The following is a 22,911-nucleotide window of genomic DNA, read 5'->3' on the forward strand; positions in this document are numbered from 1 at the left end:
TAGCCGCTAAGGAAAACGGCTTAAAACCATTGCGTGCTGCAGTAGAGGAGTGTGCATATTTAAAATAAAATACCACTGGATTAATTTAAATAAAATATTGGGCTACTATTTTAAGACCCAAAGTCCTTGCTTATTTCACATTAAAGAATTAAATGATGTCCGAAGAAAAAAAAGATCCTTGGCTTAATTATTTAGCACTTAGCACGGTTACTCTGGCTGTATGCGCTACATTATCTACTTTTAAAGGTGGTGGTTACTCAACCCGCAGCATTATTAGCCAAACTCAAGCCTCAGATCAATGGGCTTTTTTTCAGGCAAAGAGTGTTAAAGCTAATTTGTATCAATTACAAAAAGAAAAATTGGCTTTAGATTTATGGGCCTTACCTGCCAATTCATCACCGGAGCTTAAACAGCATTTTGAGCAAGCTTTGCAAGATTACGGTAGTAAAGTGGCGAAGTATGAGCAAGAAAAAACACAAATACAGCAAAAAGCCAGACAGCTAGAAAATGAGCGAGATCAAGCCCAGCGCCATTCCAAACCTTTTGGCTTAGCAGTGATTTTTTTGCAAATTGCTATTTTGCTTAGCTCGATTGCTGGGTTATTTAAACGTAAACCAGTTTGGTATGCAGCATGGCCAATGGGGCTTATCGGTGCGGTTTATTTTGCAGATGGATTTTTTCTATTTATGTAATTAAGCGCTGCTTGCTGCGCTTAATTGAACAGGGTGTGGCAAGTAGTACCCCATTCATTTAATGGGGTACTTGGTAAGAGTATTTATGGCACAAAATGAAGGTGTAAATTCGCTTACTTAACCGCTGACAGACTATTCATGATCGCCTTGCTTAGCGGCATTTAAAAGTTTTTTAAGTTCTGTTGGCGTAGTCTGGGTTGTTTTGTTCCCTTCTATTTTGTCTACAACGGTGCCTGCGCCACAAGAGGCTAAAGATGCCAGCATAAATACCAGCAGGCTGCGCGTTACTCCCTGAGGCAGGCCTTGCTCATCTAAATAGCGCCGCAGATACCAAACAGCAATAAAAAATACTATGCTGGATATTAATATATTCCATATAGAGGGGAGTGTAAGCATGGCGATTTTCTTGTTTAAACAGTGCATCAATGTTTAATAAACATTTAATTGGCAAATATTACGCTTAATTGGGGGGCTAGATAAAATTGCTTGCTGCGACTCTTTATTAGCAATTTCTTATTTTCGTGTATATGCAGCATAAATTACATAGGTATGAGTGCTGCTACACCATGTCAAAATGCCAAGCGCTGAGGCTGTATACTTCGAAGTGAATTGCTCCATGTAAAGTGCAGGGCTTGGTTATTTTTTCCAATAAAGTAGCGATTAGTTTGTGCATATGTTTTTTATGAACTTGTTTTCCCCATTTTTACACTCTTTAAAGTGCCATGCCGCAGCTAATTCATGTAAAAATATACAGATAAGATGATTCTGTATTGCTTGCAGAGAAATATAAACCTTAATAAATGGAATACACGCCGTGATGAAAATTGTGACCTGGAATGTAAATAGTTTGAAAGTACGTTTGCCACAGGTGTTGGAGTGGTTGGCGGCTAATCCGGAGGTCACGGCGCTTTGCTTGCAAGAAACTAAAATGGAAGACGTGGTGTTTCCGCGGGCGGAAATTGAAGCGGCAGGGTTTCATGTGGTATTTGCAGGGCAAAAAACCTATAACGGTGTGGCGATTATTGCTCGTGAAGCTTTAAGTGATGTGGTTATTAATATCCCCAACTTTATTGATCATCAGGTGAGATTAATTGCGGCCACGATGCAGGGGGTGCGTTTGGTTTGTGCTTATATTCCAAATGGGCAGTCATTAGATTCAGATAAATACCCATATAAATTATCTTGGCTGGCGGCTTTAACTGCTTGGTTAAAAACAGAATTGGCGGTGCATCCTAAGCTGGCGCTGTTGGGGGATTATAATATCGCACCGCATGATATTGATGTGCATGATCCTAAAAAATGGGAAGGGCAGGTTTTGGTCTCAGAGCCTGAGCGAGCGGCATTTCAGGCCTTATTAGATTTGGGATTAACAGATTCTTATCGCCTATTTGATCAGCCAGAAAAATCATTTTCTTGGTGGGATTATCGTGGCTTTGGGTTTAGAAAAAATGCCGGCATGCGCATTGATCATATTTTATTGACTAAAGAATTAGTCCCTTTATGCAGCGCGTGCGTGATTGATAAAGAACCAAGGAAAAATGAACGCCCATCAGACCATACGCCAGTGATTGCTAGCTTGTCGATTTAAGCGTTCTAAGGTTCTAGGGACTAAGCCACTGCGATAGCCGTTGGATTAGGTCATATTAAGTATGTTTTTTGTTATATCTGGCAGCTTGCTAGTATCAAATTTAAAGAGTGCCATATGGATAAAGCCAAATTATTATCAGGCAGTAGCCTGTTTTGTGATTTAAGTAATGCAGAATTAGCGGATCTTGCGAGCCAAACTGAATGGCGTAGCTTGCGGGCCAAGCAATTGGTTGTGGTTCAGGGCTCTTTAGGCGATGAAATGTACGCCATTTTGCATGGGCGTTTAAAAGTAGTTAGAAGCAGCGCGGAAGGTAAAGAAGCCACAATTTGCATCTTGGAAGCAGGGGAAATGTTTGGCGAGATTGCGATGTTGGATGGGGGCCCCCGTACGGCTAGTGTTGAAACTCTGGAGGCTTGTGAGTTGCTGGTGTTGCGGCGAGAAAATGTGATGCAATATTTAGATCGCCACCCCAAGGTGATGCGACAAATGCTGGCGGTTTTATGCCTGCGTTTACGTTATGTCGATGATTTATTGCAAGATACGCTGTTTTTAAATTTGCCTCAGCGTCTAGGAAAAATGCTTAGGCAGCTAGCTAACCAGCATGGAATTAAAGATGCGGATGGCGTTACTATTGATTTAAAACTCACCCAACAAGAATTAGCCAATATGGTTGGCTCTAGCCGTGAAAGCGTGAATAAACAGCTCAGTGTTTGGGGAGAGCGCAGCTGGATTCAGATGGAGCTTGGATTTATTCGCTTATTGCAAGCGGATAAATTGCCAGGATAGTTATTTTTCTGCCAGCTTGGTGTCTCCACCTGCATAAGCGTAATAGTTTTTCCATGCGCCATAAACAAGATTAGGGTATTCGGCACGGCCTAAGCTGCCGTTGTAACGGCCGAGTGCCCTAAAGTAATCACCGTTTTCTATATTTAAATAGTGGCGCAAAATCGTACAGCCATAGCGCAAATTAGTATTCATATCGAATAAATTGTGCCCGCTGCTGCCAATCGATCTTTGCCAAAATGGCATAACCTGCATTAACCCACGCGCTCCAACCACAGAGAAAGCATAGCGATTAAAGCCACTTTCTACATGAATAAGGCCCAAAACTAATTGCGGATCTAAGCCTGCGCGGCTGGCTTCGTAATGAATGGCGGTGAGTAGGGTGCGGCGGATAAATTCATCAGGGATTCGTTTTGCTAAACGGGCCGACATCGCCGCAAGCCAAGCTTCGCCATCATTGGGATTGGCAAAAACCAATCTGGCGGATTGCCCATCATTGATCGATCTTTGCATTGAGGTTTGTACTGCAGAAGAAAGTTGCTCTTCTTTTTGGGCACCAGCATGGGCAAGGCCACAACAAACCAAGCTAATTAATAGAAAGTAATGCTTAAACATAGGCTTTATTTATATTGAGATTAGCTTGGAATGTAGCTTCTATGTGGGTATTGGTCAACCAGCCGCAATCAATCTAACGGCTAATGGCTGGCCAGCTGCGGCTAAGGCCAGTAGGCGATCAATATTTGGATGCTTATTTGGAAACGCAATTGCATCTGCGCTGTGCTCTGCATAAAGCCGAACACCCTTGGCTGCCGCCACTGCATTGATGGCACCAAACTCTTGGTATAAGGCATGATAAACCCGAACGCTGCCTGCTTGGCCTGGCTTGTTTTCAATACGCGCCACTATATGTTCGCCATCAAGCAGCTCTAGTGCTGATAAATGCTCAATAGTAGGTAAGCTGGCTAATACATCGGTAAAAAGCATAGTAAATCCTTGGTGTTGGCTAGTAATTTGGTGGCCTGATGCTCAGCCCAACAGGCTGCTAGGGAAGGTGATGTGCTCGCTTATAATTCATCAAAAGACGCGTCATTGGGGCCCAGCTTTTGTGGGTGGATCCAGCTAATATCGCGCAGGCTATGCGCAATTTGCTGCTCTACGCCCAGCAGTTTAGCAAAGATCGCCATACGGATCGGCACGCCGTTATCGGTTTGGCGAAAAATGGCGAGGCGTGGGTCTTGATTTAAATCGGTAGAGAGATCATTGGCACCGCTGCGGCTATCTCTCGGTAAAGGGTGCATCACAATCACATCTGGCTTGCAGAAGCGATTAACCGCTTGCAAGTTAATTTGAAAGTTCTCACCATAACCTTCCATTACCTCGCCTTGCATACGCTCTTTTTGCACGCGAGTAGCATAAATCACGTCGGCATCAGCCAGCCCAGTGGCTAGATTATCGGTGCACTGCACAATATTGCCATTGCGGCTGGCGGCATCCATGATACTCGCTGGCATTTCTAGGTCGCTTGGGGCAAGTAGCGTGATTTTGAGTCCACGATATAAACCCAGTAACTTAGCTAAGGAGTGCGCCGCACGGCCATGTTTTAAATCGCCGACCAAGGCAATATGGCTGCCATCGATTAATTTATCTAGGCGGGAGAATTCGCGCTCCATGGTGTAAAGATCCAGCAGTGCTTGGGTTGGATGCTCACCCGGCCCATCGCCACCGTTAATGATGGGGATATTGCTGGCGAGGGCAAACTCGGCCACCGCGCCCTGCTCAGGGTGACGCACCACAATCACATCGGCGTAGCCACTGACTACACGGCTGGTGTCGTAGATTGATTCGCCCTTGGCCATGGAGGAAAAGGTAAAGCCGGTGGTATCACACACCGAGCCACCTAGCCGGCAAAACGCCGCGCCAAAGCTAATCCGAGTGCGGGTACTGGCTTCAAAAAACAGATTGGCCAGCACCGCACCTTCTAGTACGCGGCAGGTTTTTTGTCTGCGGGCAACGGGCTGCATCATATCGGCAATCCGAAATAGCTCTTCAACCGATTCGCGGCTAAATTGCTCGACGGATAATAGGTGGGGAGCCCAATGGGCAGAGGCAGAGTCGATATTTTGTGTTGTGAGGTTTTTAGGGGTTTGGCTTAGAATTTCTGCTAAAAAACGCTCAACAATGGTGGGCATGCTGCGGTGTTCATTGGAATGATCGGGTAATAGCCAGCTATCTAAGGCTCGTCGGCTGACGCCTAATCGTTCTGTTAAAGCATCACGAGTTAGGTTGAGGATGCGCATGGCATCACGAAGTGTATTTTGTTGCGCGCTTTGCATATCACCACCTTGTCTACACAGTGCGTGTAGTCTACAGGTTATTTCTATGTAATGCATACACTTTGCGTATACTAAGCGCCAGCAGCGTCACCACCCCATACGTCTTCCATAGGCACTAGGCCCGCAACGCGCTGGCTTTCGATCACGGAAATAATGCTGAAATCAATATCGTCGCTATCCCGTTCAACGATATTTATGAGTGGCTGCCACTGCTTATTGAATAATGCCGCAACGACTGGGGTTTGTTCACCACGGCCAGGGCGTTTGACGATGCCAATTTCGCCATTTAATAATTGCACAACCGCACCAGGAGGATAAAGCCCCATGGTTTGGGTAAACAGACGGCCCAGTTTGACATCAATACTATTTTGCGAGCCGGTTAAGGATGTCAGCAGGGCTAAGTCAGACAATTGCCCGCGCCGCCAAGCATTGCGGGTCAGCATGGCGCAATAGCGATCGGCAATCCCAATTAAGCGCGCCTCAAAGTGAATATCATCACCAGATAGGCGCTGTGGATAGCCGCTGCCATCAGGGATCTCATGGTGCTGCAGAACATAATCAAGCCAAAGCGGATCGGTTACGCCTAATTTGCGTAATAGATCTCGGCCTTCAATCGGATGAACTTGCATCAGATGGCGTTGTTCATCGGAGAGGGGCCCAGATTGGCTGGATAGCTTTTCTTGAATGGCGTACATGCCAATATTCATGGTGAGGGCGGCAGCAACAACGGGTTTGCGCTCTACTGCTGATCGGCCTAAATCACGCAAGGCCAGCTCCACCACGCAGGCCACATTAATGGCATGCCGAATAGCGTAAGTGCCATCTTGGCGCAGCATAATCATGCCAATCACCACATTACGATTAATATCGCAGGCATGGCTAAGATGGCCAACGATGCTACTGATATGGCTAGGGAACACCCCAGTGTAAGTATCTGATTTACTTAAAATTCGATCAAGCGCAGCACGCGATTCAAAGATGAATCGTGGGGCTGATGCGGGTCGAGAATTCTTAGAGCCACTGGGTTGAGGGGATGAGGCCATGCAAAGCTCCGTGTTATCTCTGTCATTTTAGCTGAATAAACGGCAAGGCGACGTGGTGTGGTGATAATTCATTCATTTTTAGCCAAAAAATAGACCAAGCACCTCTTGATTAGAAAAACACGCTGTCAGTGCGGATGTTGAATTTAAGGATTTAAATATGCCAAGTATAAACTTACAAAAATTTTAATAGGATTGCTTAAGCAATTTTTGCGGATCTTATATGAAGGAAAAGCATTAATAGGGCTACTTTTGTTTACAAAATGGCTGGAGACTTGATTATATCCTTAGCTACTGTTGGCATTTTACCAAGTAAAACATCTCTAAACATTGCGATCTAATGAAATTTGAATATACAGCACGCTGGCGTGATGAGATCAAAACAACGTTCACCCCTCTTTGCGGTGGATTAAACGCTACACATTCGCTATAAATTAATAGCTTGGGATTGGCGTTGTTATTTTATTGGATTTGTTACAACAAATAGTCTACTTGTAAGTATTTGCTGGGGTAAAGGAAAATAATAATGAGAATGCTATGTTTGTTGATGCTAATGGGGCTGTTTATCTTGCCTATTTGTTTTGCTGAAGGTCGAGGCAGTAAGACGGATGCAGAAAATTTAGTAAAAAAATCGATTAATTATTTACAGAAAAATGGCAGGGAAAAAAGCTTTAAAGCGTTTACTGCACCCAGTACTGAGTTCATAGACAGAGATATTTATGTTGTTGCTTATGATCGCAAGGGGAATTGCTATGCCCATGGGCAGACTGAAAAAATGGTAGGGAAAAATTTTATAAGTATTGTTGATGTTTCAGGCAAGGAATATATGAAAGAAAGAGTCAAATTATCAGGTGAAAAAAACGAATTTTGGCATAGCTATAAATTTACCGATCCACTAACAAAGCAAGTACTGAATAAAGATACATTTTGCACAAACTATCAAGAGTTAATTATTTGTGCTGGTGTCTATCATGAAAATTGAAATTACTGACAAAGTTAATGCTAAGGTTTTTCCAGAGTAAATAGAGGTGATTTTGTGCTAAGCGAAGAAAAAAATAATATTGTAAAGAATATCAGGGTTTATAAAATAAGTGTCAAGTTGTTATTTTTTTAATATTAAATTTAGTTATGCATAAAAATTTATTAATCATTAAATGTATGAAAGGGGGCTAAGTGCTTAGCAAAATATCTATCAGATATAAAATAATGCTGCCCGCCTTGCTATCTACATGTTTAATACTATGTATGGCACTGGTGGCTTATTATTGGGTGAATAAACAGGTGGTTTCTATTGGTGATTTATATCAAAAAGACTTTGAGTATGCTGATGGACTCAATAGAATTGAAAGTGAGGTGTATATGCTAAGAGGGGATGTTTATCAACTTTTGGCTAATATGAAAATAAACAGAGATCCAGAAAAAAATAAACGCATTGCGGATACATTATTGATTAGAACTGATGCGTTATATAACGAAATTGGTTTGTTAAAATTCAAAGGCGTAAGCGTAAATAGTGTGGTGCAATTACAAGAGGGTCTTAAAAAATATCGGGTAATGATAGGTAATGCGATGGATATGTTAGGTGCCGATGATAATTTATCTGTGATGTTGGTTTTATCGGCAGATACGAGTTTCTCTGCATTTAATTATTTGTTAAGCCAGCAGCTTAAATTACAACGTGATAGGGTAAAAGAAGAGCAAGTCAATAACTTAGCCGATTTAGAGAAGTTTAGCCAAGGCTTTATCCTTTTCTCAATAATTTCATTATGCCTTTCCTCCGTAATAGCATGGCGCTTGGGTGGTAATATTTCTCGCATGATTATTCAGTTTTCGCAAAATATCCGTTATTGCGCTCAAGGTGACTTACATCAACCACTGAGCAAACAAAGCGAGGATGAGATTGGTGCAGCAGAAGAATCCTTTGAATATATGCGCTTAAGCTTAATTCATTTAATTCAAGCTATTCAAGAGCAGGCTAGCTTAGTAGGTAGCTCCGTGCAGCAAATTCATCAAAGCTGTGATAACACTTTATCTCATGCAAAGCAGCAATCAAATATGATGGATACTAATACGGCCACCTTGCGCGAGTTGACTAATACCGCAGGTTTGGTATGCCGGATTGGTGAAGATACAGAGCGTATTTTTAATGAAACGCATCAAAGAACTTTAGATGTTCTAAATACAGCAGGTAAGCAGTTGGATCGCTCAATTGCAATTAAGCAAATTGTAAAACTGATTGAAAAAATTGCGGCGCAAACAAATATGCTGGCACTGAATGCTGCAATTGAGGCTGCTAGAGCAGGGGAAAAGGGCAAGGGGTTTGCTATTGTAGCGGCGGAAATTAGAAAACTAGCAGAGCAGACTGCAGATGCTACCCTGGATATTAGCAGATTGATTTATGATGATTTAAGCACCATAGCCGATGGGGAATCACTTGCTGACCAGAGCGAAAAAAATGGGGCGATAGATCAGGTTATTAAACAAATTAATAATGAAGCGGAGCATTTTCAATCGAATTTAATTAAACTAAATCAGGCTATGAGCCAGCAAATGTCGGCGGTCAGTAATATTGCGGATAATATGAGTGTCTTTGCTGAGCAAACGCAGTTTACTCAGCAAAGTACGCTGTCTACATCTGAATTTGCTAAAAATCTAAAACAAAGCACCGAGCCTTTGTTAAAAGCAATTGGGCGCTTTTCAGTTCGTTAGTCTGCTTCATCGATCCACATTAGTTGGATGGCTTCTAATATCTTTTCACCACAATGCTTGGCATCGTCATTAAAATCTTCCAGCTCTAGTACCCATTGCATTAAATCAGTAAAGCGTATGTTTTCTGGGTTTTGGTCTGGGTATTTATCGGCTAAAGCGATAGCAATTTCACGCGAGTCTGTCCATTTCATTTTTCGGTACCTTAATCTGTATTAAACATCGGCTGAAATAAAATAATAGGTGTTTATTTGGCGCAGTTTGGTTTTTTATTAACGGACGTTACGCAGTAAGATCAAAAACTTGCTTGTCCACGAAAAACACTAAATGCACGAAAGAAAAACGGATCAAAAGAGGATAATCTCCCTCTGCTTTTTAGCATGATGCGTTGCTTAATCACTATTAGATATTCAGCACCAGTATCCAAATCACTCAAAAAGTAATGCGCATGCGGTATCTGTTCGTGTTTTTTGTGTTTTTCGTGGACTAAAAAACCCTTGTGCGTAGCATCAATGATTAATGATGCTCACGTGCATGATTAACCGTGTATTTGGGAATCTCTACCACTAAATCAGTGTCTTCAACAATGGATTGGCAAGAAAGGCGCGATTCAGATTCTAAGCCCCATGCCTTATCCAGCATATCGTCTTCTAGCTCGTCCGATGGCGCTAAGGAGTTAAAACCTTCGCGGATAATCACATGGCAGGTGGTGCAGGCACAGGATTTTTCGCAAGCGTGTTCGATTTCGATATCGTTTTGTAGCAGTACATCACAAATCGAGATACCTGCTTCGGCTTCAAGCACGGCGCCTTCAGGGCAGAGCTGGGGGTGAGGTAGAACAACAATTTGAACCATGATTAATCCTTAAAGTCTGCAATATTCTGGCCAGCTAGCCCGCGTTTTACTGCTGCATCCATCCGCTTTGCTGCAAAATCACCGGTGATTTCATTCAGTTTTTCAGTAGCGGCATGAATGGCGTTGGCATCCGTGGCTTGCATGCTCGATTGTAGCGTGGCTAAGCTATTTTCAATGTGGCTGAGCTCTTGGGCGTTGAGCAAATGAGCGTCACTGGCTAGTGCGGCTTGGGTGGCGTTTACAATTGAGCTGGCATCAACTAGCGCTTCAGCGAGCTTACGTGCCTGCACATCAGCGTTGGCATTTTTCATGGAATCGCTCAGCATGTTGCTGATTTCATCGTCAGATAGGCCGTAAGACGGCTTCACCATAATGCTGGCTTCTACACCGGATGAGAGCTCTTTGGCAGAAACCGATAATAAACCATCGGCATCTACTTGAAAGCTGACGCGAATCCGCGCCGCACCTGCCACCATGGGGGGGATGCCGCGTAATTCAAAACGCGCTAGGCTGCGGCAATCGCTGACTAACTCACGCTCACCTTGCAATACATGAATCGCCATCGCTGTTTGGCCATCTTTAAAGGTGGTGAATTCCTGAGCGCGGGCAGTAGGGATGGTGCTATTTCTTGGGATGATTTTTTCAACCAGATTACCCATGGTTTCTAGGCCCAGCGAGAGCGGAATCACATCCAATAGCAGCCACTCATCGTCCCCTTTATTGCCCGCCAATACATTGGCTTGGATGGCCGCGCCAATGGCGACTACTTTATCGGGGTCTAGGTTGGTAAGGGGTTCTTGCTTAAAAAAATTGGCTACGGCATGGCGGATTTGCGGCATGCGAGTGGCGCCGCCCACCATGACTACACCCTTGATGTCGCTCACTTGCAGCTTGGCATCACGTAAGGCTTTGCGTACCGGTGTGATGGTATTGCTAACCAGAGTGCAGGTGATTTCATGAAAGGTTTCAACGCTAAGCTCCACATCAACCACCACGCCTTCGCTGAGCACCGCAGTAATACGGGTGCTTGGGTGATCAGACAGGGCTTCTTTGGCTTCGCGCGCGCGCGTGAGCAGTACGCGGGCATCGTGGGCGTTTAGTGCGGAAAGCTCTGCCTGTTCTAAAATCCAACAGTAAATACGATGATCGAAATCATCGCCGCCCAGCTTTGAATCGCCAGAGGTTGCACGTACTTCAAATAAGCCACGGGTCAGCTCTAGGATCGACACATCAAAGGTGCCCCCACCTAAGTCGTAAATAACGTAAGTGCCCTCGCTGCCATTATCAAGGCCATAGGCAATGGCAGCTGCGGTGGGCTCGTTCAGTAAACGCAGCACATTGAGGCCCGCGATGCGTGCGGCGTCTTTGGTGGCTTGGCGCTGTGCATCATCAAAATAGGCGGGTACGGTAATCACGGCTCCGACTAAATCGCCGCCTAAGCTTTGCTCCGCTCGGGTTTTGAGTGCACGCAGAATATCGGCCGAAACTTCAACTGGGCTTTTTATTCCCGCACGGGTGGATATTTTGAGCATGCCAGGCTCGTCAACAAAACGGTAAGGCGTCGCTAAATCCGCAATATCATTGATGCCGCGGCCCATAAAACGCTTGACTGAGCTGATGGTGTTGCTTGGATCATCGTTTTGGCGGGCAATGGCGCTGCTGCCAACGCGAATGACGCCATCCTTGCCATAGTTCACCACTGAGGCCAACAGCGTGCGGCCTTGTTCATCAGGCAAACAGGCTGCGCTGCCGCTTTTGACCGAAGCCACTAAGGAGTTGGTCGTGCCAAGATCAATGCCGACGGCAAGGCGGTGTTGATGTGGCTCGGCAAATAGTCCAGGCTCAGAAATTTGTAGTAAGGCCATGTTTTATCCGTAAGAGAGCGTTGGGCGATGCTTTTTATAACAAAGTAGGGGCACGGCATGCCGTACCTATGCCGGATCAAAACAGCAATGTTTCTATCGCGTCGCCAATTTCCTGCTCTAGTTTTTCCATAAAGCGTAATTTGCGCACGGCCACGGTGGCCGCGCTTAAATCATGGGTTTCATCAAGTAAGCTGGCTAGATGTTGCTCCAGCGCGCTGGTTTCAAGTGCTAGCTCGCGGCCTATGCTTTCGAGGCGATCAATATTTTGTGTGGATTTTGCTTCAGAAATAGCTTCGCGCCACTCCATCTGATTCATTAAAAAATCGATGGGCATGGCGGTATTGCTTTCTTCTTGAGTATCTACCCCTGCCAGCTTTAATAAATAGCGGCCACGCGCAATCGGTGATTTTAAGGTCTGATACGCTTCATTTACTTGCGTGGCAATTTGCAAACTCATGCGGCGCACCGCATCACTTTCGCTGGCAAAGCGGTCAGGATGGTACTGGGCTAAGAGGGCGCGATAATTGCCGTCAAGCGTGCGCTGATCGAGCGCAAACTGGGCAGGCAGATTGAAAAGGGTGAAGTGGTTTTGCGTAAAGTCGAAGTTCATGGCGTTTCTAGCGGGGGGAGAGGGGCTTTAAAACCCAAATCTTTAAAACACGGAGCAAAAGGAGGAAAAAGAGTTTCACGGAGAAGGCCAAATTTTAGACTTGTTGTCTATGGGGCTGTGCTGTACTCCGTGTAACTCTGTGTTCTCTGTATCCTCTGTGGTGCAAGGTTTGGGTTTTTTGTATTGCTTAAGTCGTGGTTAAACGTTAAAGCTTTCACCACAGCCACATTCGTTTTTCACATTTGGGTTATTAAACTTAAACCCCTCATTCAGGCCTTCTTTAGTGAAATCCAGCTCGGTGCCATCTAAGTAGGCCAAGGATTTGCTGTCGGTGAAGATTTTTACCCCAAAGCTTTCAAATGCTAGGTCGGTCTCGTTAGTAACGTCGACAAATTCAAGCTTATACGCCATGCCGGAACAGCCCGAAGTCTTCACCGCCAGACGCACGCCAAGACCCTTGCCGCGTTTTGCCAGAAAGTTAGAAATATGGGTTGCTGCACTTTCGCTTAATGTAAGAGCCATTTTTTGTCTCCTTGCATTCTTAGGGTGGGGGAGGGGCATTTTATTTGCCCAGTACATCCGCGTGGGCAAGATATCCCGCCTTTGCCCACCCTACAATTGTTTTCATTTTTAAGTTGATAAGATGGGGCTAAGCCCAGTCTTGATCAATTTAACCGTGCTTAGTCTTGTAATCTGCTACTGCCGCTTTAATCGCATCTTCTGCCAAGATGGAGCAGTGAATTTTTACTGGTGGCAGAGCCAGCTCTTCAGCAATGTGCGTGTTTTTAATGCTTAAAGCTTGCTCTAGCGTCTTGCCTTTTACCCATTCGGTAACCAAGGAAGATGACGCAATCGCCGAGCCACAGCCGTAAGTCTTAAACTTAGCGTCTTCAATAATGCCGTCTGCACCCACCTTGATCTGCAGCTTCATTACGTCGCCACAGGCCGGAGCACCAACCATGCCAGTGCCTACGCTATCGTCGCCTTTTTCAAACGCGCCAACATTGCGTGGGTTTTCATAGTGGTCTAGAACTTGTTCGCTGTATGCCATTTTGTGTGCCTCTTCATTCGGTTGTTACTCGGAGTACTTTTAAACTTGCTCGTATCGCTTTTTAGCGATGGATCGCAGTCCTAGGCAAGGCGCGAAGCCACGATGTTTACTTTTGTAAACGAGCGGCTTTGCAACGCAGCATAGGGCTGGGAGCCGTCGCTAAATTAGTGAGCTGCCCATTCGATGGTGGAGATATCGATGCCTTCTTTATACATATCCCAAAGCGGCGACAGCTCACGCAGTTTGCCGATTTTGCTGCGAATTAAAGTAATCGCAAAGTCGATCTCTTCCACGGTATTAAAGCGGCCGATGGTAAAGCGGATCGACGAGTGAGCCAGCTCATCCGAGCGGCCAAGGGCGCGTAATACATAAGACGGCTCTAAAGAAGCCGATGTACACGCAGAGCCACTAGATACAGCCAGCTCTTTTAATGCCATCACCAGTGATTCACCTTCAACGTAGTTAAAGCTAACGTTCAGATTATGCGGAACGCGTTGCTCCATATCGCCGTTAAGGTGGACTTCTTCGATATCAGATAAACCTGCCCACAGGCGATCACGCAGCATACGCATGCGTTCCAGCTCGATGCCCATGTCTTCTTTGGCAATGCGGAACGCTTCACCCATACCCACGATCTGGTGGGTCGCTAGCGTGCCAGAGCGAAACCCTCTTTCATGGCCACCGCCGTGCATCTGTGCTTCTAAGCGAATCCGTGGTTTGCGGCGTACATACAGCGCCCCGATGCCCTTAGGGCCGTAAGTTTTATGCGCAGAAAAGCTCATTAAATCAACTTTAAGCACGGCCAAATCAATCGCTACTTTGCCGGTAGCTTGCGCAGCATCTACATGGAAAATAATGCCTTTTTCGCGGCACAATTCGCCAATGACAGGGATGTCTTGAATCACGCCGATTTCGTTATTAACAAACATCACTGAGATCAGAATGGTATCTGGGCGAATCGCTGCTTTCAGTACGTCTAAATCCAGTAAGCCGTCGTCTTTTACATCTAGATAAGTGACTTCAAAGCCTTCGCGTTCCAGCTCGCGCATGGTGTCCAGAATGGCTTTGTGTTCAGTTTTTACGGTAATTAAGTGCTGGCCTTTTGCTTTATAAAAGTGCGCTGCACCTTTTAGGGCTAAGTTGTTTGATTCGGTTGCACCGGAAGTCCAGACGATTTCTTTTGGATCGCAATTCACCAGCGCGGCAACTTGTTCACGCGCTTCTTCTACCGCAGCTTCTGCTTCCCAGCCAAAGGCGTGTGAGCGTGAAGCTGGGTTGCCGAAGTGCTCGGTTAAACAGGGAATCATCTTGGCCGCAACGCGTGGATCAACCGGTGTGGTGGCAGAGTAGTCAAGATAGATAGGTTTGTTTGCGCTCATTTTGCGGTGACTCCAGATTCAATACGAGAAGGCTTGATGCTGCTGAGTAAAATGCTGTCGTTGCAGCGTTTTTGCTTGGCCTGATGTTTGTCTATTAATTGCGCCAAAGTAATGGAAGCCAAGTAGTCAAAGATCGTGCTGTTGAGGCTTGCCCAGAGGTCGTGCGTCATACATCGACCCTCATCATGGCAATTTTCTTTGCCGCCACATTGGGTGGCGTCTAGTGGCTCGTCCACCGCTAAGATAATATCTGCCACCGTAATCAGGCTGGCGTTTTTGGCTAAGCAATAGCCGCCGCCTGGCCCACGCACGCTGTCTACCAGCTCACGACGGCGTAGCTTGCCAAATAGCTGTTCTAAATAAGACAGCGAAATATGCTGGCGATCGCTAATGCCCGATAGCGTTACTGGCCCTGCGGATTCTCGCAGTGCAAGGTCTAGCATTGCCGTTACAGCAAAACGGCCTTTAGTGGTCAGTCGCATGATTTTCCTCTCATTACAGCCCAATCGTAAAATACCAGAGTGATTTAGTCAAGTATTATGAGGTAGGGGCACGACACGCGCCCTCTGCAGAAAGCCTAATCCACAATCCGGTTTAAATAATTAGGGTCAAACTGATCGCCACTGGCGCGCTCTAGATCGCAGTTCATACCCAGCTGTTCAAGCTTGGCAAGAATAGCTTCGATGCGCTTATCTGTGGTTACAGAGTGATCGAGCATGCCGTGAATGGCTTTGACGATAGGATCGTTCATGTCGGCAGAAATGCCATAGGCAGAAAAGCCCATTTGCTCAGCCTTGGCCTTGCGGGTTTTATCCACTTCCTCAATGATTCTGGCGGGGATGCCTACCGCGGTGGCGTTGGCAGGCACGTCTTTAACCAGCACCGCATTAGAGCCGACCTTGCCGCCTTCATGCACGGTTATCGGGCCGAGTATTTTTGCCCCAGCCCCAACAATCACTCCGCGCTCTAAAGTAGGGTGGCGCTTGCCTTTATTCCAAGACGTGCCGCCCAGCGTTACGCCGTGGTAAAGCGTGCAATCGTCGCCAATCTCCGCTGTTTCACCAATCACAATGCCCATGCCATGATCGATAAATACACGGCGGCCTATGGTTGCGCCAGGGTGGATTTCGATGCCGGTAATAAAACGCGAAAAGTGCGAAACCATGCGAGCAAGTAGCTTGCAATCACGCCGCCACAGGCCATTGGCTACCAAATGCAGGGAGAGTGCATGAAAACCCGGGTAACAGCAGACCACTTCCCAGATGTTTCGGGCGGCAGGGTCGCGGTCGAAGACCACAGCGATATTTTCACGCAGACGAGCAAGCATAGGAGGGCAGCTAAGTTAGCAAAGTTGAGTATTTTACTCGACTTTGCGGCAGAAGGGGAATGCTTACATCCGTGGCTAAGCTTGACAAAAAACAGCGAAACCGCAAGCAGTGGCTTATTTTTAATGAAAGTATTTTATAAATACGTTGTATTTAAATAAGCAGGCCCCCATGAACTTGCCAGATATCGGGATAATTGAAGCCATTTGCACCGCTTGCTATGGCGATTCTTTTGCGGTGCTAGGAATGCACGCAGATGGCGCACTCAGTGTGAGGGCTTTTTTGCCCGATGCCACCGCTTGTGTAGTGATAGAGCAGGCTTCGGGCCGCCGCCTAGCGGCCTTAACCATGATTGATGCCCGCGGCTTGTTTGCCGGAACCATCCCTCGGCGCAAAAAGCCATTTACTTACCAGCTGGCCGTGAGTTGGGGCGAGCAGGAGGTGCTGCTGGATGATCCCTATCGTTTTGCGCCTATCTTGGGCGAAATGGATGTATGGCTGCTGGCGGAGGGCACGCATCATCGTCCGTTTGAAAAGCTGGGCGCGCATCCGCAGCAAATCGACGGTATTGATGGCGTGGCTTTTGCCGTTTGGGCGCCGAATGCCCAGCGGGTGGCCGTGGTGGGCGATTTTAACGGCTGGGATGGCCGCCGCCACGGCATGCGTCTACGTCAAGAGTGCGGGGTATGGGAGATTTTTTTGCCTGCTGTGCCACTGGGCGCTTGTTATAAATTTGAAATTCTGAGCATGGATGGTGGGCGTAATCTAAAAGCCGATCCTTACGCCTTTGCCGCTGAGCTGCGCCCCGGTACGGCGTCTGTGGTGGCCGGTTGCCCTAGCAAAGTGGCGGAATTTAAGGGCCGCGAGGCCGCGAATAACGCACCTATCGCTATTTATGAAGTGCATTTGGCTTCTTGGCGCTGTGTACCAGAAGAGGATCAACGCTGCTTAAACTGGCATGAGTTGGCCGCGCAGCTGCTGCCCTATGTAAAAGAGCTGGGCTTTACCCATCTAGAGCTGCTGCCGATTAGCGAGTTTCCTTTTGATGGTTCATGGGGCTATCAGCCGCTGGGTCTTTATGCGCCGACGGCACGTTTTGGCACGGCGGCAGACTTTAGCTATTTTGTGCAGGCCGCGCATGCTATGGATCTGGGGGTGCTGCTTGATTGGGTGCCAGGGCATTTTCCGAGTGATAGCTTTGGTTTAGCGCTATTTGATGGCACGCCCTTGTTTGAGCACAGCGATCCGCGTGAAGGCTTTCATCATGATTGGAAAACGCTGATTTATAACTATGGGCGCAATGAAGTTAAAAACTATTTAATCGGCAATGCCCTCTATTGGATAGAGCGCTTTGGGGTGGATGGGCTGCGGGTAGATGCGGTGGCCTCCATGCTTTACCGCGATTATTCACGCCCAGCGGGGCAGTGGCTGCCTAATGAGTTTGGTGGCAGAGAAAACCTTCAGGCGATCGCGTTTTTGCGAGAAATGAGCGAGGTTCTGGCCAGTGAATGCCCGCATGCCGTGACATTTGCCGAGGAATCTACCTCTTTTCCTGGCGTGACACGGGCGGCCAAGCAAGGCGGATTAGGCTTTAACTACAAATGGAATATGGGCTGGATGCACGATAGCCTTGGCTATATGCATCTCGACCCGATTTATCGTCAGCATCACCATAATCAGATGACCTTTAGCCTGATGTATGCCTTTGACGAGCAGTTTGTATTGCCGCTATCGCATGATGAAGTGGTGCACGGTAAGGGCTCGATACTGAGCCGAATGCATGGGGATACTTGGCAGCAGTTTGCTAGCTTGCGCGCCTATTACGCCTTTATGTGGGCTCATCCTGGCAAAAAATTATTATTTATGGGCTCAGAATGGGCGCAAATAAGGGAATGGTCGCATCAGCATAGTTTGGACTGGCATTTATTAGAATCTGCTTGGCATCGCGGGGTGCAAGCGTTGGTGCGCGATTTAAATCATAACTATCAGAGCCAGCCTGCTTTATATGAAATGGATGCTAGCCCGAGTGGCTTTAAGTGGATTGTTGGCGATGACGCGCTGAATTCGGTGTTTGTTTTTACCCGCCATGCAGCGGACTCAAATGATTTTGTATTGGTCATCAGTAATTTCACCCCAGAAGTGCGCCACGCATATCGTACAGGCGTTCCGCTGGCGGGGCGCTATATTGAAATCATCAATACCGATTCAACTTATTATCAGGGCAGCAATGTGGGGAATGGCGAATGTCAAACAGATACCATTGTCAGCCATCAATATCCCCAATCCATATCTATTACCATTCCGCCATTAGCAACCCTATATTTAAAGTGGCTGGGTGAATAAAAATAAATAGTTAATTCATTAAGAGTGCCATACCTTGAACCACAGAGAACACGAAGAGCACAGAGTTTCACAGAGAAGGCTTTAATTTTTTAGCCGAGTAAGTAGCGAATAAGTACTTGTGCAAAAGTTTTATGGCAAGGCGTCGAAGCCGCAGGCAGTACAGTTAGTACGACAAGGCAAGACAACGATGCAAGAAAACTTTTGCCTATCTACTTAACAAGTTTTCATGATTTTTAAACAGATTCAACAAGCGTCATCCCCGAATGTTTTTGTCGGGGATCCAGCAGCGTAGCTGGATTCCCGCCTGCGCGGGAATGACGATGCTGATTTTAGGCTGTATTGAAAACGAATGATTCAGTACTTATGTGTTTATAAAACTTTTTCATGTAGATGAAAAACGTCGTGTTGCCCCGTTTGCTCTGTGTTCTCTGTGGTTCAAGATTTTGAGTTCTACTTAATAAAGCGCTGCTGCTAATTAGAAAATTGCAAGATTAAACAGGGGTCACACGCTATGAAGCTGGAAGAAGGAACGCCGTATCCGCTGGGGGCAACCTTTGATGGTGATGGTGTTAATTTTGCTTTGTTTTCAGAGCATGCCACGCGTGTTGAGTTGTGCCTGTTTGATGCCTCGGGCATTAATGAGGCGGCGCGTTTTGAGCTAAGCGAATGCAGCAACAGCATCTGGCACGGCTATCTGCCGGATGCACCAACGGGGCTAGTGTATGGCTACCGCGTGCATGGGCCTTACGCTCCGCAGCAGGGCCACCGTTTTAATCCCCATAAAGTATTGCTAGACCCATACGCCCGTGCCATTGTGGGTGAGTTTGCTAATGATCCGCGCAGCTTTGGTTATCAAGAAGACCAACCTAGTTTGCCAGACCCAATCGATAACGCGGCGATTGCGCTAAAAGCCAAGGTGGTTGCCGAGCCTTATGACTGGGGTAGTGAAAAAGCGCCGCGTATTCCTTGGGTAGAAACGGTGGTTTACGAGGCGCATGTGCGCGGCATGACCATGCTGCACCCTGATGTGCCAGAGGATATTCGGGGTAGCTATGCAGGGCTGGCTCATCCTGCGGTATTGGCTCACCTAAAAAAAATAGGTATTACGGCGATTGAATTATTGCCGGTGCATTTTTTTATTGATGAATCACATTTATTAAGGCAAGGATTAAGTAATTACTGGGGCTATAACAGCCTAGGATTTTTTGCACCGGAAACACATTATTGGTCGGGGCGGGAAGGCACGACGCCATTATCTGAATTCAGAGATATGGTTAAGTCACTCCACAGTGTTGGCATTGAAGTCTTACTCGATGTGGTATTTAACCACACCGCCGAATCCAGCGATATGGGCCCCACTTTATCTTGGCGTGGCATAGATAACGCTAATTACTATGTATTAAGAACCGGCCAATTAGATCAATATGAAAATTGGACAGGCTGCGGCAATGTACTTAATTTAAGCCACCCTCGCGTATTGCAAATGGTGATGGATAGCCTGCGCTATTGGGTAAGCCAATGTCATGTGGATGGTTTTAGATTTGATTTAGCCCCCATTCTAGGGAGGGTCGATCATCATTTTAGCGCCCAAGCGCCGTTCTTTATTGCCATTCAGCAAGACCCACTATTATCCGGTGTAAAACTGATTGCCGAGCCTTGGGATATTGGTAATGGTGGCTATCAACTGGGGCATTTTCCCAATGGCTGGGTAGAGTGGTCGGATCAGTTTCGCGATGTGATGCGTAAATTCTGGCTGCATGATGGCGTACACCGAGCACTATTTGCCCAGCGCTTTGCGGCATCCAGCGATTCATTCCATCGGCAGGGGCGGCGGCCGGTTTCGGTGGTGAATTTTATTTGTGCACACGATGGTTTTAATCTGCGTGACATGGTTTCGTATAATCATAAGCATAATCAGGCGAATAAAGAACACAATCGGGATGGGCATAACCATAACCTCAGCTGGAATTGCGGCGAAGAAGGGCCTAGCCGTGATGCTGGGGTTAATATCTTGCGATTACGCTGTATGAAAGCTATGCTAGCAACCGTTTTGCTGGCGCAAGGTACGCCGATGTTTTTGGCCGGAGATGAGCTGGGGCATACTCAGCAGGGCAATAACAATGCCTATTGCCAAGATAATGAAATTAATTGGCTGAATTGGGAGGCCGCCGAGCCTGGCCTTGCGGATTACGTGGGCGAGCTGATTGCGATTCGTAAATCCTGTGCGGTGCTGATTTCTGGCCGCTGGTGGACGGGCATTCATGATGAATGGGGCAGGGCCGATGTGGAGTGGCTCAATCCCTCTGGCGCACCGCTGCATTCACACGACTGGCAGGATGCAGGCGGGCGGGCGATGATGGTCCAGTTGGGGGGGCGTTTGCTCATCATGCTTAATGCATCTGCTCACCAAGTGCATTTTCGCTTGCCCGCAGGGATGTGGAGCCTGAGACTTGCCAGCACGGGGGATGCCGAATCAGAAATCAATCCTCACGATTGCCGCGTGGCAGCAAGAAGTGTGACGATTTTAGAAAGCAGTTGATTTGAAAAATGTGTAATTCATGTAGGGTGGGCACCTGTGCCCACACGGATGCGCAAGATGCCATATGACGCGGGCGCAGCCATTTTATAAAACACCGTAGCCATCTCTTTACTCATAAAAAAACATCCATCAGGTAGCCTTAATGACCATCATCCCAAGCCAGCCTATTGCTGGTCAGCGCCCGGGTACTTCGGGCTTACGCAAGAAAGTCACCGTATTTCAGCAGCAGCATTATTTAGAAAACTTTGTGCAGGCTATTTTTGATGTGGTACCGGAGCTTAAAGGGGGAACGCTGGTTTTAGGCGGTGACGGGCGTTTTTATAATCGGGTGGCAGTGCAGCTGATTTTAAAAATGGCTGCGGCCAATGGCGTGGCCAAAGTGATTGTTGGCCGTGGCGGGATTTTATCTACCCCCGCTGTCAGCTGTGTGATTCGCAAATACGCCGCCACTGGCGGGGTAATCTTATCGGCCTCGCATAACCCTGGCGGGCCAGATGGCGATTTTGGCATTAAATACAATACCGATAACGGCGGCCCCGCCGCAGAAAAAATCACTGAAGCCATTTACCAGCGCACCACCAGCCTTAATCAGTATTTGATCAGCGCCATAGGCGATCTAGATTTAGACCAGCTTGGCCATTTTACGCTGGAAAGTATGGCGGTTGAGCTGATTGATCCGGTGGCCGATTACGCGCTGCTGATGCAAAACTTATTTGATTTTGACGCGATTCGCGCATGGTTTGCTGCGGGTAATCGCATGCAGTTTGATGCCATGTCTGCCGTGGCCGGCCCTTATGCCGTAGAGATTATCGAAGGCCTACTTGGCGCGCCGCGCGGCACTGTGGTGAATGGCGTGCCGCTAGAAGACTTTGGTGGCCATCATCCCGACCCAAATCCTGCCCATGCCACCGATTTAATTGCCGCCATGGCCGCCAGCGATGCGCCTGCTTTTGGCGCGGCCAGCGATGGCGATGCCGATCGCAATATGGTGCTGGGCCGCAACTTTGTGGTTACGCCATCGGATAGCTTGGCGGTATTGGCGGCTAACGCTACGCTGGTGCCAGGCTATTGCAAAGGCCTAGCCGGTGTGGCCAGATCGATGCCTACATCTGCAGCGGTGGATGTGGTAGCCAAAGCCCTAGGCATTGCCTGCTATGAAACCCCAACCGGCTGGAAGTTTTTTGGCAATCTGCTGGATGCGGGCAAGGTAACGCTTTGCGGTGAAGAAAGCTACGGCACTGGCTCCGATCATGTGCGCGAAAAAGATGGCGTTTGGGCGGTGCTATTTTGGCTGAACTTGCTGGCTGTAACCGGTAAATCGGTAGAAGAAATCATTAGCGCGCATTGGGCGCGCTTTGGCCGGCATATATATTCCCGCCACGATTTTGAAGAGATTGCCAGTGATGCCGCCGAGCAGTTAATGGCCGTATTACGCTCACGTTTGCCAGAGTTGGCTGGGCAAGCGCTGGGTGGGCAAGACATTCAACTGGCCGATGATTTTACCTACGATGATCCGGTTGACGGCTCGCATAGCGCTAAGCAGGGTGTACGGATTATTTTTGCCAGTGGCGATAGAATCATTTATCGCCTATCCGGCACCGGCACGGCAGGCGCTACGCTGCGGGTTTATCTAGAAAAATATCAGCCAGATATCGCCCAACATGGCGTGGAAACACAGGCCGCTTTAGCTGATTTAATTAAAATATCCCGAGAATTGGCTCAGATTGAAGAATTTACTGGGATGGTTGCGCCAACCGTGGTGACTTAAGGGTGAGTTGGTTTAAATATATTTTTATGGGTAG

Annotated in this window: 22 protein-coding genes; 8 read left to right on the forward strand and 14 right to left on the reverse strand. The window is 47.2% G+C overall.

The window, feature by feature from the left end; genetic code table 11:
• Nucleotides 1-152 precede the first annotated feature (152 nt).
• Nucleotides 153-692, forward strand: a complete 540-nt coding sequence (locus R6242_RS13295) for a DUF4337 domain-containing protein (RefSeq protein ID WP_318427547.1) — start codon at nt 153-155, stop codon at nt 690-692.
• A 132-nt stretch (nt 693-824) separates the two neighbouring features.
• On the opposite strand, the gene R6242_RS13300 is transcribed toward R6242_RS13295, so the two are convergent.
• Nucleotides 825-1,088, reverse strand: coding sequence for a hypothetical protein (locus R6242_RS13300; RefSeq protein ID WP_318427548.1), 264 nt, complete (start codon nt 1,086-1,088; stop codon nt 825-827).
• A 421-nt stretch (nt 1,089-1,509) separates the two neighbouring features.
• Here R6242_RS13300 and xth point away from each other — a divergent pair, with 421 nt between their 5' ends.
• Both xth and R6242_RS13310 read left to right on the forward strand, forming a co-directional pair.
• Nucleotides 1,510-2,280 carry an exodeoxyribonuclease III gene (xth, locus tag R6242_RS13305; RefSeq protein ID WP_318427549.1) on the forward strand — a complete coding sequence of 257 codons (771 nt, stop codon included), beginning with the start codon at nt 1,510-1,512 and terminating at the stop codon, nt 2,278-2,280.
• A gap of 114 nt (nt 2,281-2,394) precedes the next feature.
• Nucleotides 2,395-3,066, forward strand: a complete 672-nt coding sequence (locus R6242_RS13310) for a Crp/Fnr family transcriptional regulator (protein ID WP_318427550.1) — start codon at nt 2,395-2,397, stop codon at nt 3,064-3,066.
• Here R6242_RS13310 and R6242_RS13315 read toward each other — a convergent pair whose 3' ends face one another.
• The 4 genes from R6242_RS13315 to R6242_RS13330 form a co-directional block, all read right to left on the reverse strand.
• Entirely contained in the window at nt 3,067-3,678 is a 612-nt protein-coding gene (locus R6242_RS13315) for a lytic transglycosylase domain-containing protein (protein WP_318427551.1), read from the reverse strand.
• 54 nt (nt 3,679-3,732) lie between these two features.
• Nucleotides 3,733-4,047 (reverse strand): DUF2322 family protein, encoded by a 315-nt coding sequence (locus R6242_RS13320; RefSeq protein WP_318427552.1) that lies wholly within the window; start codon nt 4,045-4,047, stop codon nt 3,733-3,735.
• 80 nt (nt 4,048-4,127) lie between these two features.
• Entirely contained in the window at nt 4,128-5,396 is a 1,269-nt protein-coding gene (locus R6242_RS13325) for an aspartate carbamoyltransferase (protein WP_318427553.1), read from the reverse strand.
• A 71-nt stretch (nt 5,397-5,467) separates the two neighbouring features.
• Nucleotides 5,468-6,439, reverse strand: a complete 972-nt coding sequence (locus R6242_RS13330; protein WP_318427554.1) for an HD-GYP domain-containing protein — start codon at nt 6,437-6,439, stop codon at nt 5,468-5,470.
• A 523-nt stretch (nt 6,440-6,962) separates the two neighbouring features.
• On the opposite strand from R6242_RS13330, the gene R6242_RS13335 reads away from it, so the two are divergent.
• Nucleotides 6,963-7,418 carry a cache domain-containing protein gene (locus R6242_RS13335; RefSeq protein ID WP_318427555.1) on the forward strand — a complete coding sequence of 152 codons (456 nt, stop codon included), beginning with the start codon at nt 6,963-6,965 and terminating at the stop codon, nt 7,416-7,418.
• A 191-nt stretch (nt 7,419-7,609) separates the two neighbouring features.
• Nucleotides 7,610-9,145 (forward strand): methyl-accepting chemotaxis protein, encoded by a 1,536-nt coding sequence (locus R6242_RS13340; RefSeq protein WP_318427556.1) that lies wholly within the window; start codon nt 7,610-7,612, stop codon nt 9,143-9,145.
• Here R6242_RS13340 and iscX read toward each other — a convergent pair.
• From iscX to cysE, 9 genes are all read right to left on the reverse strand, one after another.
• Nucleotides 9,142-9,336, reverse strand: a complete 195-nt coding sequence (gene iscX / locus R6242_RS13345; protein WP_293935924.1) for a Fe-S cluster assembly protein IscX — start codon at nt 9,334-9,336, stop codon at nt 9,142-9,144. The two genes, R6242_RS13340 and iscX, sit on opposite strands and share 4 nt — an antisense overlap.
• A gap of 322 nt (nt 9,337-9,658) precedes the next feature.
• Entirely contained in the window at nt 9,659-9,997 is a 339-nt protein-coding gene (gene fdx, locus R6242_RS13350; RefSeq protein ID WP_293935923.1) for an ISC system 2Fe-2S type ferredoxin, read from the reverse strand.
• A 2-nt stretch (nt 9,998-9,999) separates the two neighbouring features.
• Nucleotides 10,000-11,862 (reverse strand): Fe-S protein assembly chaperone HscA, encoded by a 1,863-nt coding sequence (gene hscA / locus R6242_RS13355; protein WP_318427559.1) that lies wholly within the window; start codon nt 11,860-11,862, stop codon nt 10,000-10,002.
• 76 nt (nt 11,863-11,938) lie between these two features.
• A complete protein-coding gene (gene hscB, locus R6242_RS13360; protein WP_318427561.1) occupies nt 11,939-12,472 on the reverse strand; it encodes a Fe-S protein assembly co-chaperone HscB in 534 nt (177 codons plus the stop codon).
• 198 nt (nt 12,473-12,670) lie between these two features.
• Nucleotides 12,671-12,994 carry an iron-sulfur cluster assembly protein IscA gene (gene iscA, locus R6242_RS13365; protein ID WP_318427563.1) on the reverse strand — a complete coding sequence of 108 codons (324 nt, stop codon included), beginning with the start codon at nt 12,992-12,994 and terminating at the stop codon, nt 12,671-12,673.
• Between the two features lie 148 nt (nt 12,995-13,142).
• Entirely contained in the window at nt 13,143-13,523 is a 381-nt protein-coding gene (gene iscU, locus R6242_RS13370; RefSeq protein WP_130107191.1) for a Fe-S cluster assembly scaffold IscU, read from the reverse strand.
• A 164-nt stretch (nt 13,524-13,687) separates the two neighbouring features.
• Nucleotides 13,688-14,902 carry an IscS subfamily cysteine desulfurase gene (locus R6242_RS13375; protein WP_318427568.1) on the reverse strand — a complete coding sequence of 405 codons (1,215 nt, stop codon included), beginning with the start codon at nt 14,900-14,902 and terminating at the stop codon, nt 13,688-13,690.
• The gene (gene iscR, locus R6242_RS13380) at nt 14,899-15,384 is read right to left on the reverse strand and encodes a Fe-S cluster assembly transcriptional regulator IscR (RefSeq protein WP_318427570.1); all 486 of its coding nucleotides are present in this window, start codon (nt 15,382-15,384) and stop codon (nt 14,899-14,901) included. Before iscR ends, R6242_RS13375 begins: the two co-directional genes overlap by 4 nt.
• A 95-nt stretch (nt 15,385-15,479) precedes the next feature.
• Complete coding sequence (cysE, locus tag R6242_RS13385) at nt 15,480-16,229, reverse strand: serine O-acetyltransferase (RefSeq protein WP_293935916.1); 750 nt, start codon at nt 16,227-16,229, stop codon at nt 15,480-15,482.
• 169 nt (nt 16,230-16,398) lie between these two features.
• On the opposite strand from cysE, the gene glgB reads away from it, so the two are divergent.
• The 3 genes from glgB (at nt 16,399) to R6242_RS13400 (ending at nt 22,877) form a co-directional block, all read left to right on the forward strand.
• The gene (gene glgB, locus R6242_RS13390; protein WP_318427572.1) at nt 16,399-18,570 is read left to right on the forward strand and encodes a 1,4-alpha-glucan branching protein GlgB; all 2,172 of its coding nucleotides are present in this window, start codon (nt 16,399-16,401) and stop codon (nt 18,568-18,570) included.
• Between the two features lie 511 nt (nt 18,571-19,081).
• On the forward strand, nt 19,082-21,109 hold the full coding sequence (gene glgX / locus R6242_RS13395) for a glycogen debranching protein GlgX (RefSeq protein ID WP_318427574.1): 2,028 nt from the start codon (nt 19,082-19,084) through the stop codon (nt 21,107-21,109).
• Between the two features lie 142 nt (nt 21,110-21,251).
• Nucleotides 21,252-22,877, forward strand: coding sequence for an alpha-D-glucose phosphate-specific phosphoglucomutase (locus R6242_RS13400; RefSeq protein ID WP_318427576.1), 1,626 nt, complete (start codon nt 21,252-21,254; stop codon nt 22,875-22,877).
• The last annotated feature ends 34 nt before the right edge of the window (nt 22,878-22,911 follow it).

It is taken from the genome of Iodobacter sp. CM08 (assembly GCF_033446605.1).
Lineage (GTDB): Bacteria > Pseudomonadota > Gammaproteobacteria > Burkholderiales > Chitinibacteraceae > Iodobacter.

Coding starts and splice junctions, on each gene's coding strand:
- R6242_RS13295 (WP_318427547.1), top strand. CDS start 153: ATGATGTCCGAAGAAAAAAAAGATCCTTGGCTTAATTATTTAGCACTT.
- R6242_RS13300 (WP_318427548.1), bottom strand. CDS start 1,088: ATGCTTACACTCCCCTCTATATGGAATATATTAATATCCAGCATAGTA.
- xth (WP_318427549.1), top strand. CDS start 1,510: ATGAAAATTGTGACCTGGAATGTAAATAGTTTGAAAGTACGTTTGCCA.
- R6242_RS13310 (WP_318427550.1), top strand. CDS start 2,395: ATGGATAAAGCCAAATTATTATCAGGCAGTAGCCTGTTTTGTGATTTA.
- R6242_RS13315 (WP_318427551.1), bottom strand. CDS start 3,678: ATGTTTAAGCATTACTTTCTATTAATTAGCTTGGTTTGTTGTGGCCTT.
- R6242_RS13320 (WP_318427552.1), bottom strand. CDS start 4,047: ATGCTTTTTACCGATGTATTAGCCAGCTTACCTACTATTGAGCATTTA.
- R6242_RS13325 (WP_318427553.1), bottom strand. CDS start 5,396: ATGCAAAGCGCGCAACAAAATACACTTCGTGATGCCATGCGCATCCTC.
- R6242_RS13330 (WP_318427554.1), bottom strand. CDS start 6,439: ATGGCCTCATCCCCTCAACCCAGTGGCTCTAAGAATTCTCGACCCGCA.
- R6242_RS13335 (WP_318427555.1), top strand. CDS start 6,963: ATGAGAATGCTATGTTTGTTGATGCTAATGGGGCTGTTTATCTTGCCT.
- iscX (WP_293935924.1), bottom strand. CDS start 9,336: ATGAAATGGACAGACTCGCGTGAAATTGCTATCGCTTTAGCCGATAAA.
- fdx (WP_293935923.1), bottom strand. CDS start 9,997: ATGGTTCAAATTGTTGTTCTACCTCACCCCCAGCTCTGCCCTGAAGGC.
- hscA (WP_318427559.1), bottom strand. CDS start 11,862: ATGGCCTTACTACAAATTTCTGAGCCTGGACTATTTGCCGAGCCACAT.
- hscB (WP_318427561.1), bottom strand. CDS start 12,472: ATGAACTTCGACTTTACGCAAAACCACTTCACCCTTTTCAATCTGCCT.
- iscA (WP_318427563.1), bottom strand. CDS start 12,994: ATGGCTCTTACATTAAGCGAAAGTGCAGCAACCCATATTTCTAACTTT.
- iscU (WP_130107191.1), bottom strand. CDS start 13,523: ATGGCATACAGCGAACAAGTTCTAGACCACTATGAAAACCCACGCAAT.
- R6242_RS13375 (WP_318427568.1), bottom strand. CDS start 14,902: ATGAGCGCAAACAAACCTATCTATCTTGACTACTCTGCCACCACACCG.
- iscR (WP_318427570.1), bottom strand. CDS start 15,384: ATGCGACTGACCACTAAAGGCCGTTTTGCTGTAACGGCAATGCTAGAC.
- cysE (WP_293935916.1), bottom strand. CDS start 16,229: ATGCTTGCTCGTCTGCGTGAAAATATCGCTGTGGTCTTCGACCGCGAC.
- glgB (WP_318427572.1), top strand. CDS start 16,399: ATGAACTTGCCAGATATCGGGATAATTGAAGCCATTTGCACCGCTTGC.
- glgX (WP_318427574.1), top strand. CDS start 19,082: ATGAAGCTGGAAGAAGGAACGCCGTATCCGCTGGGGGCAACCTTTGAT.
- R6242_RS13400 (WP_318427576.1), top strand. CDS start 21,252: ATGACCATCATCCCAAGCCAGCCTATTGCTGGTCAGCGCCCGGGTACT.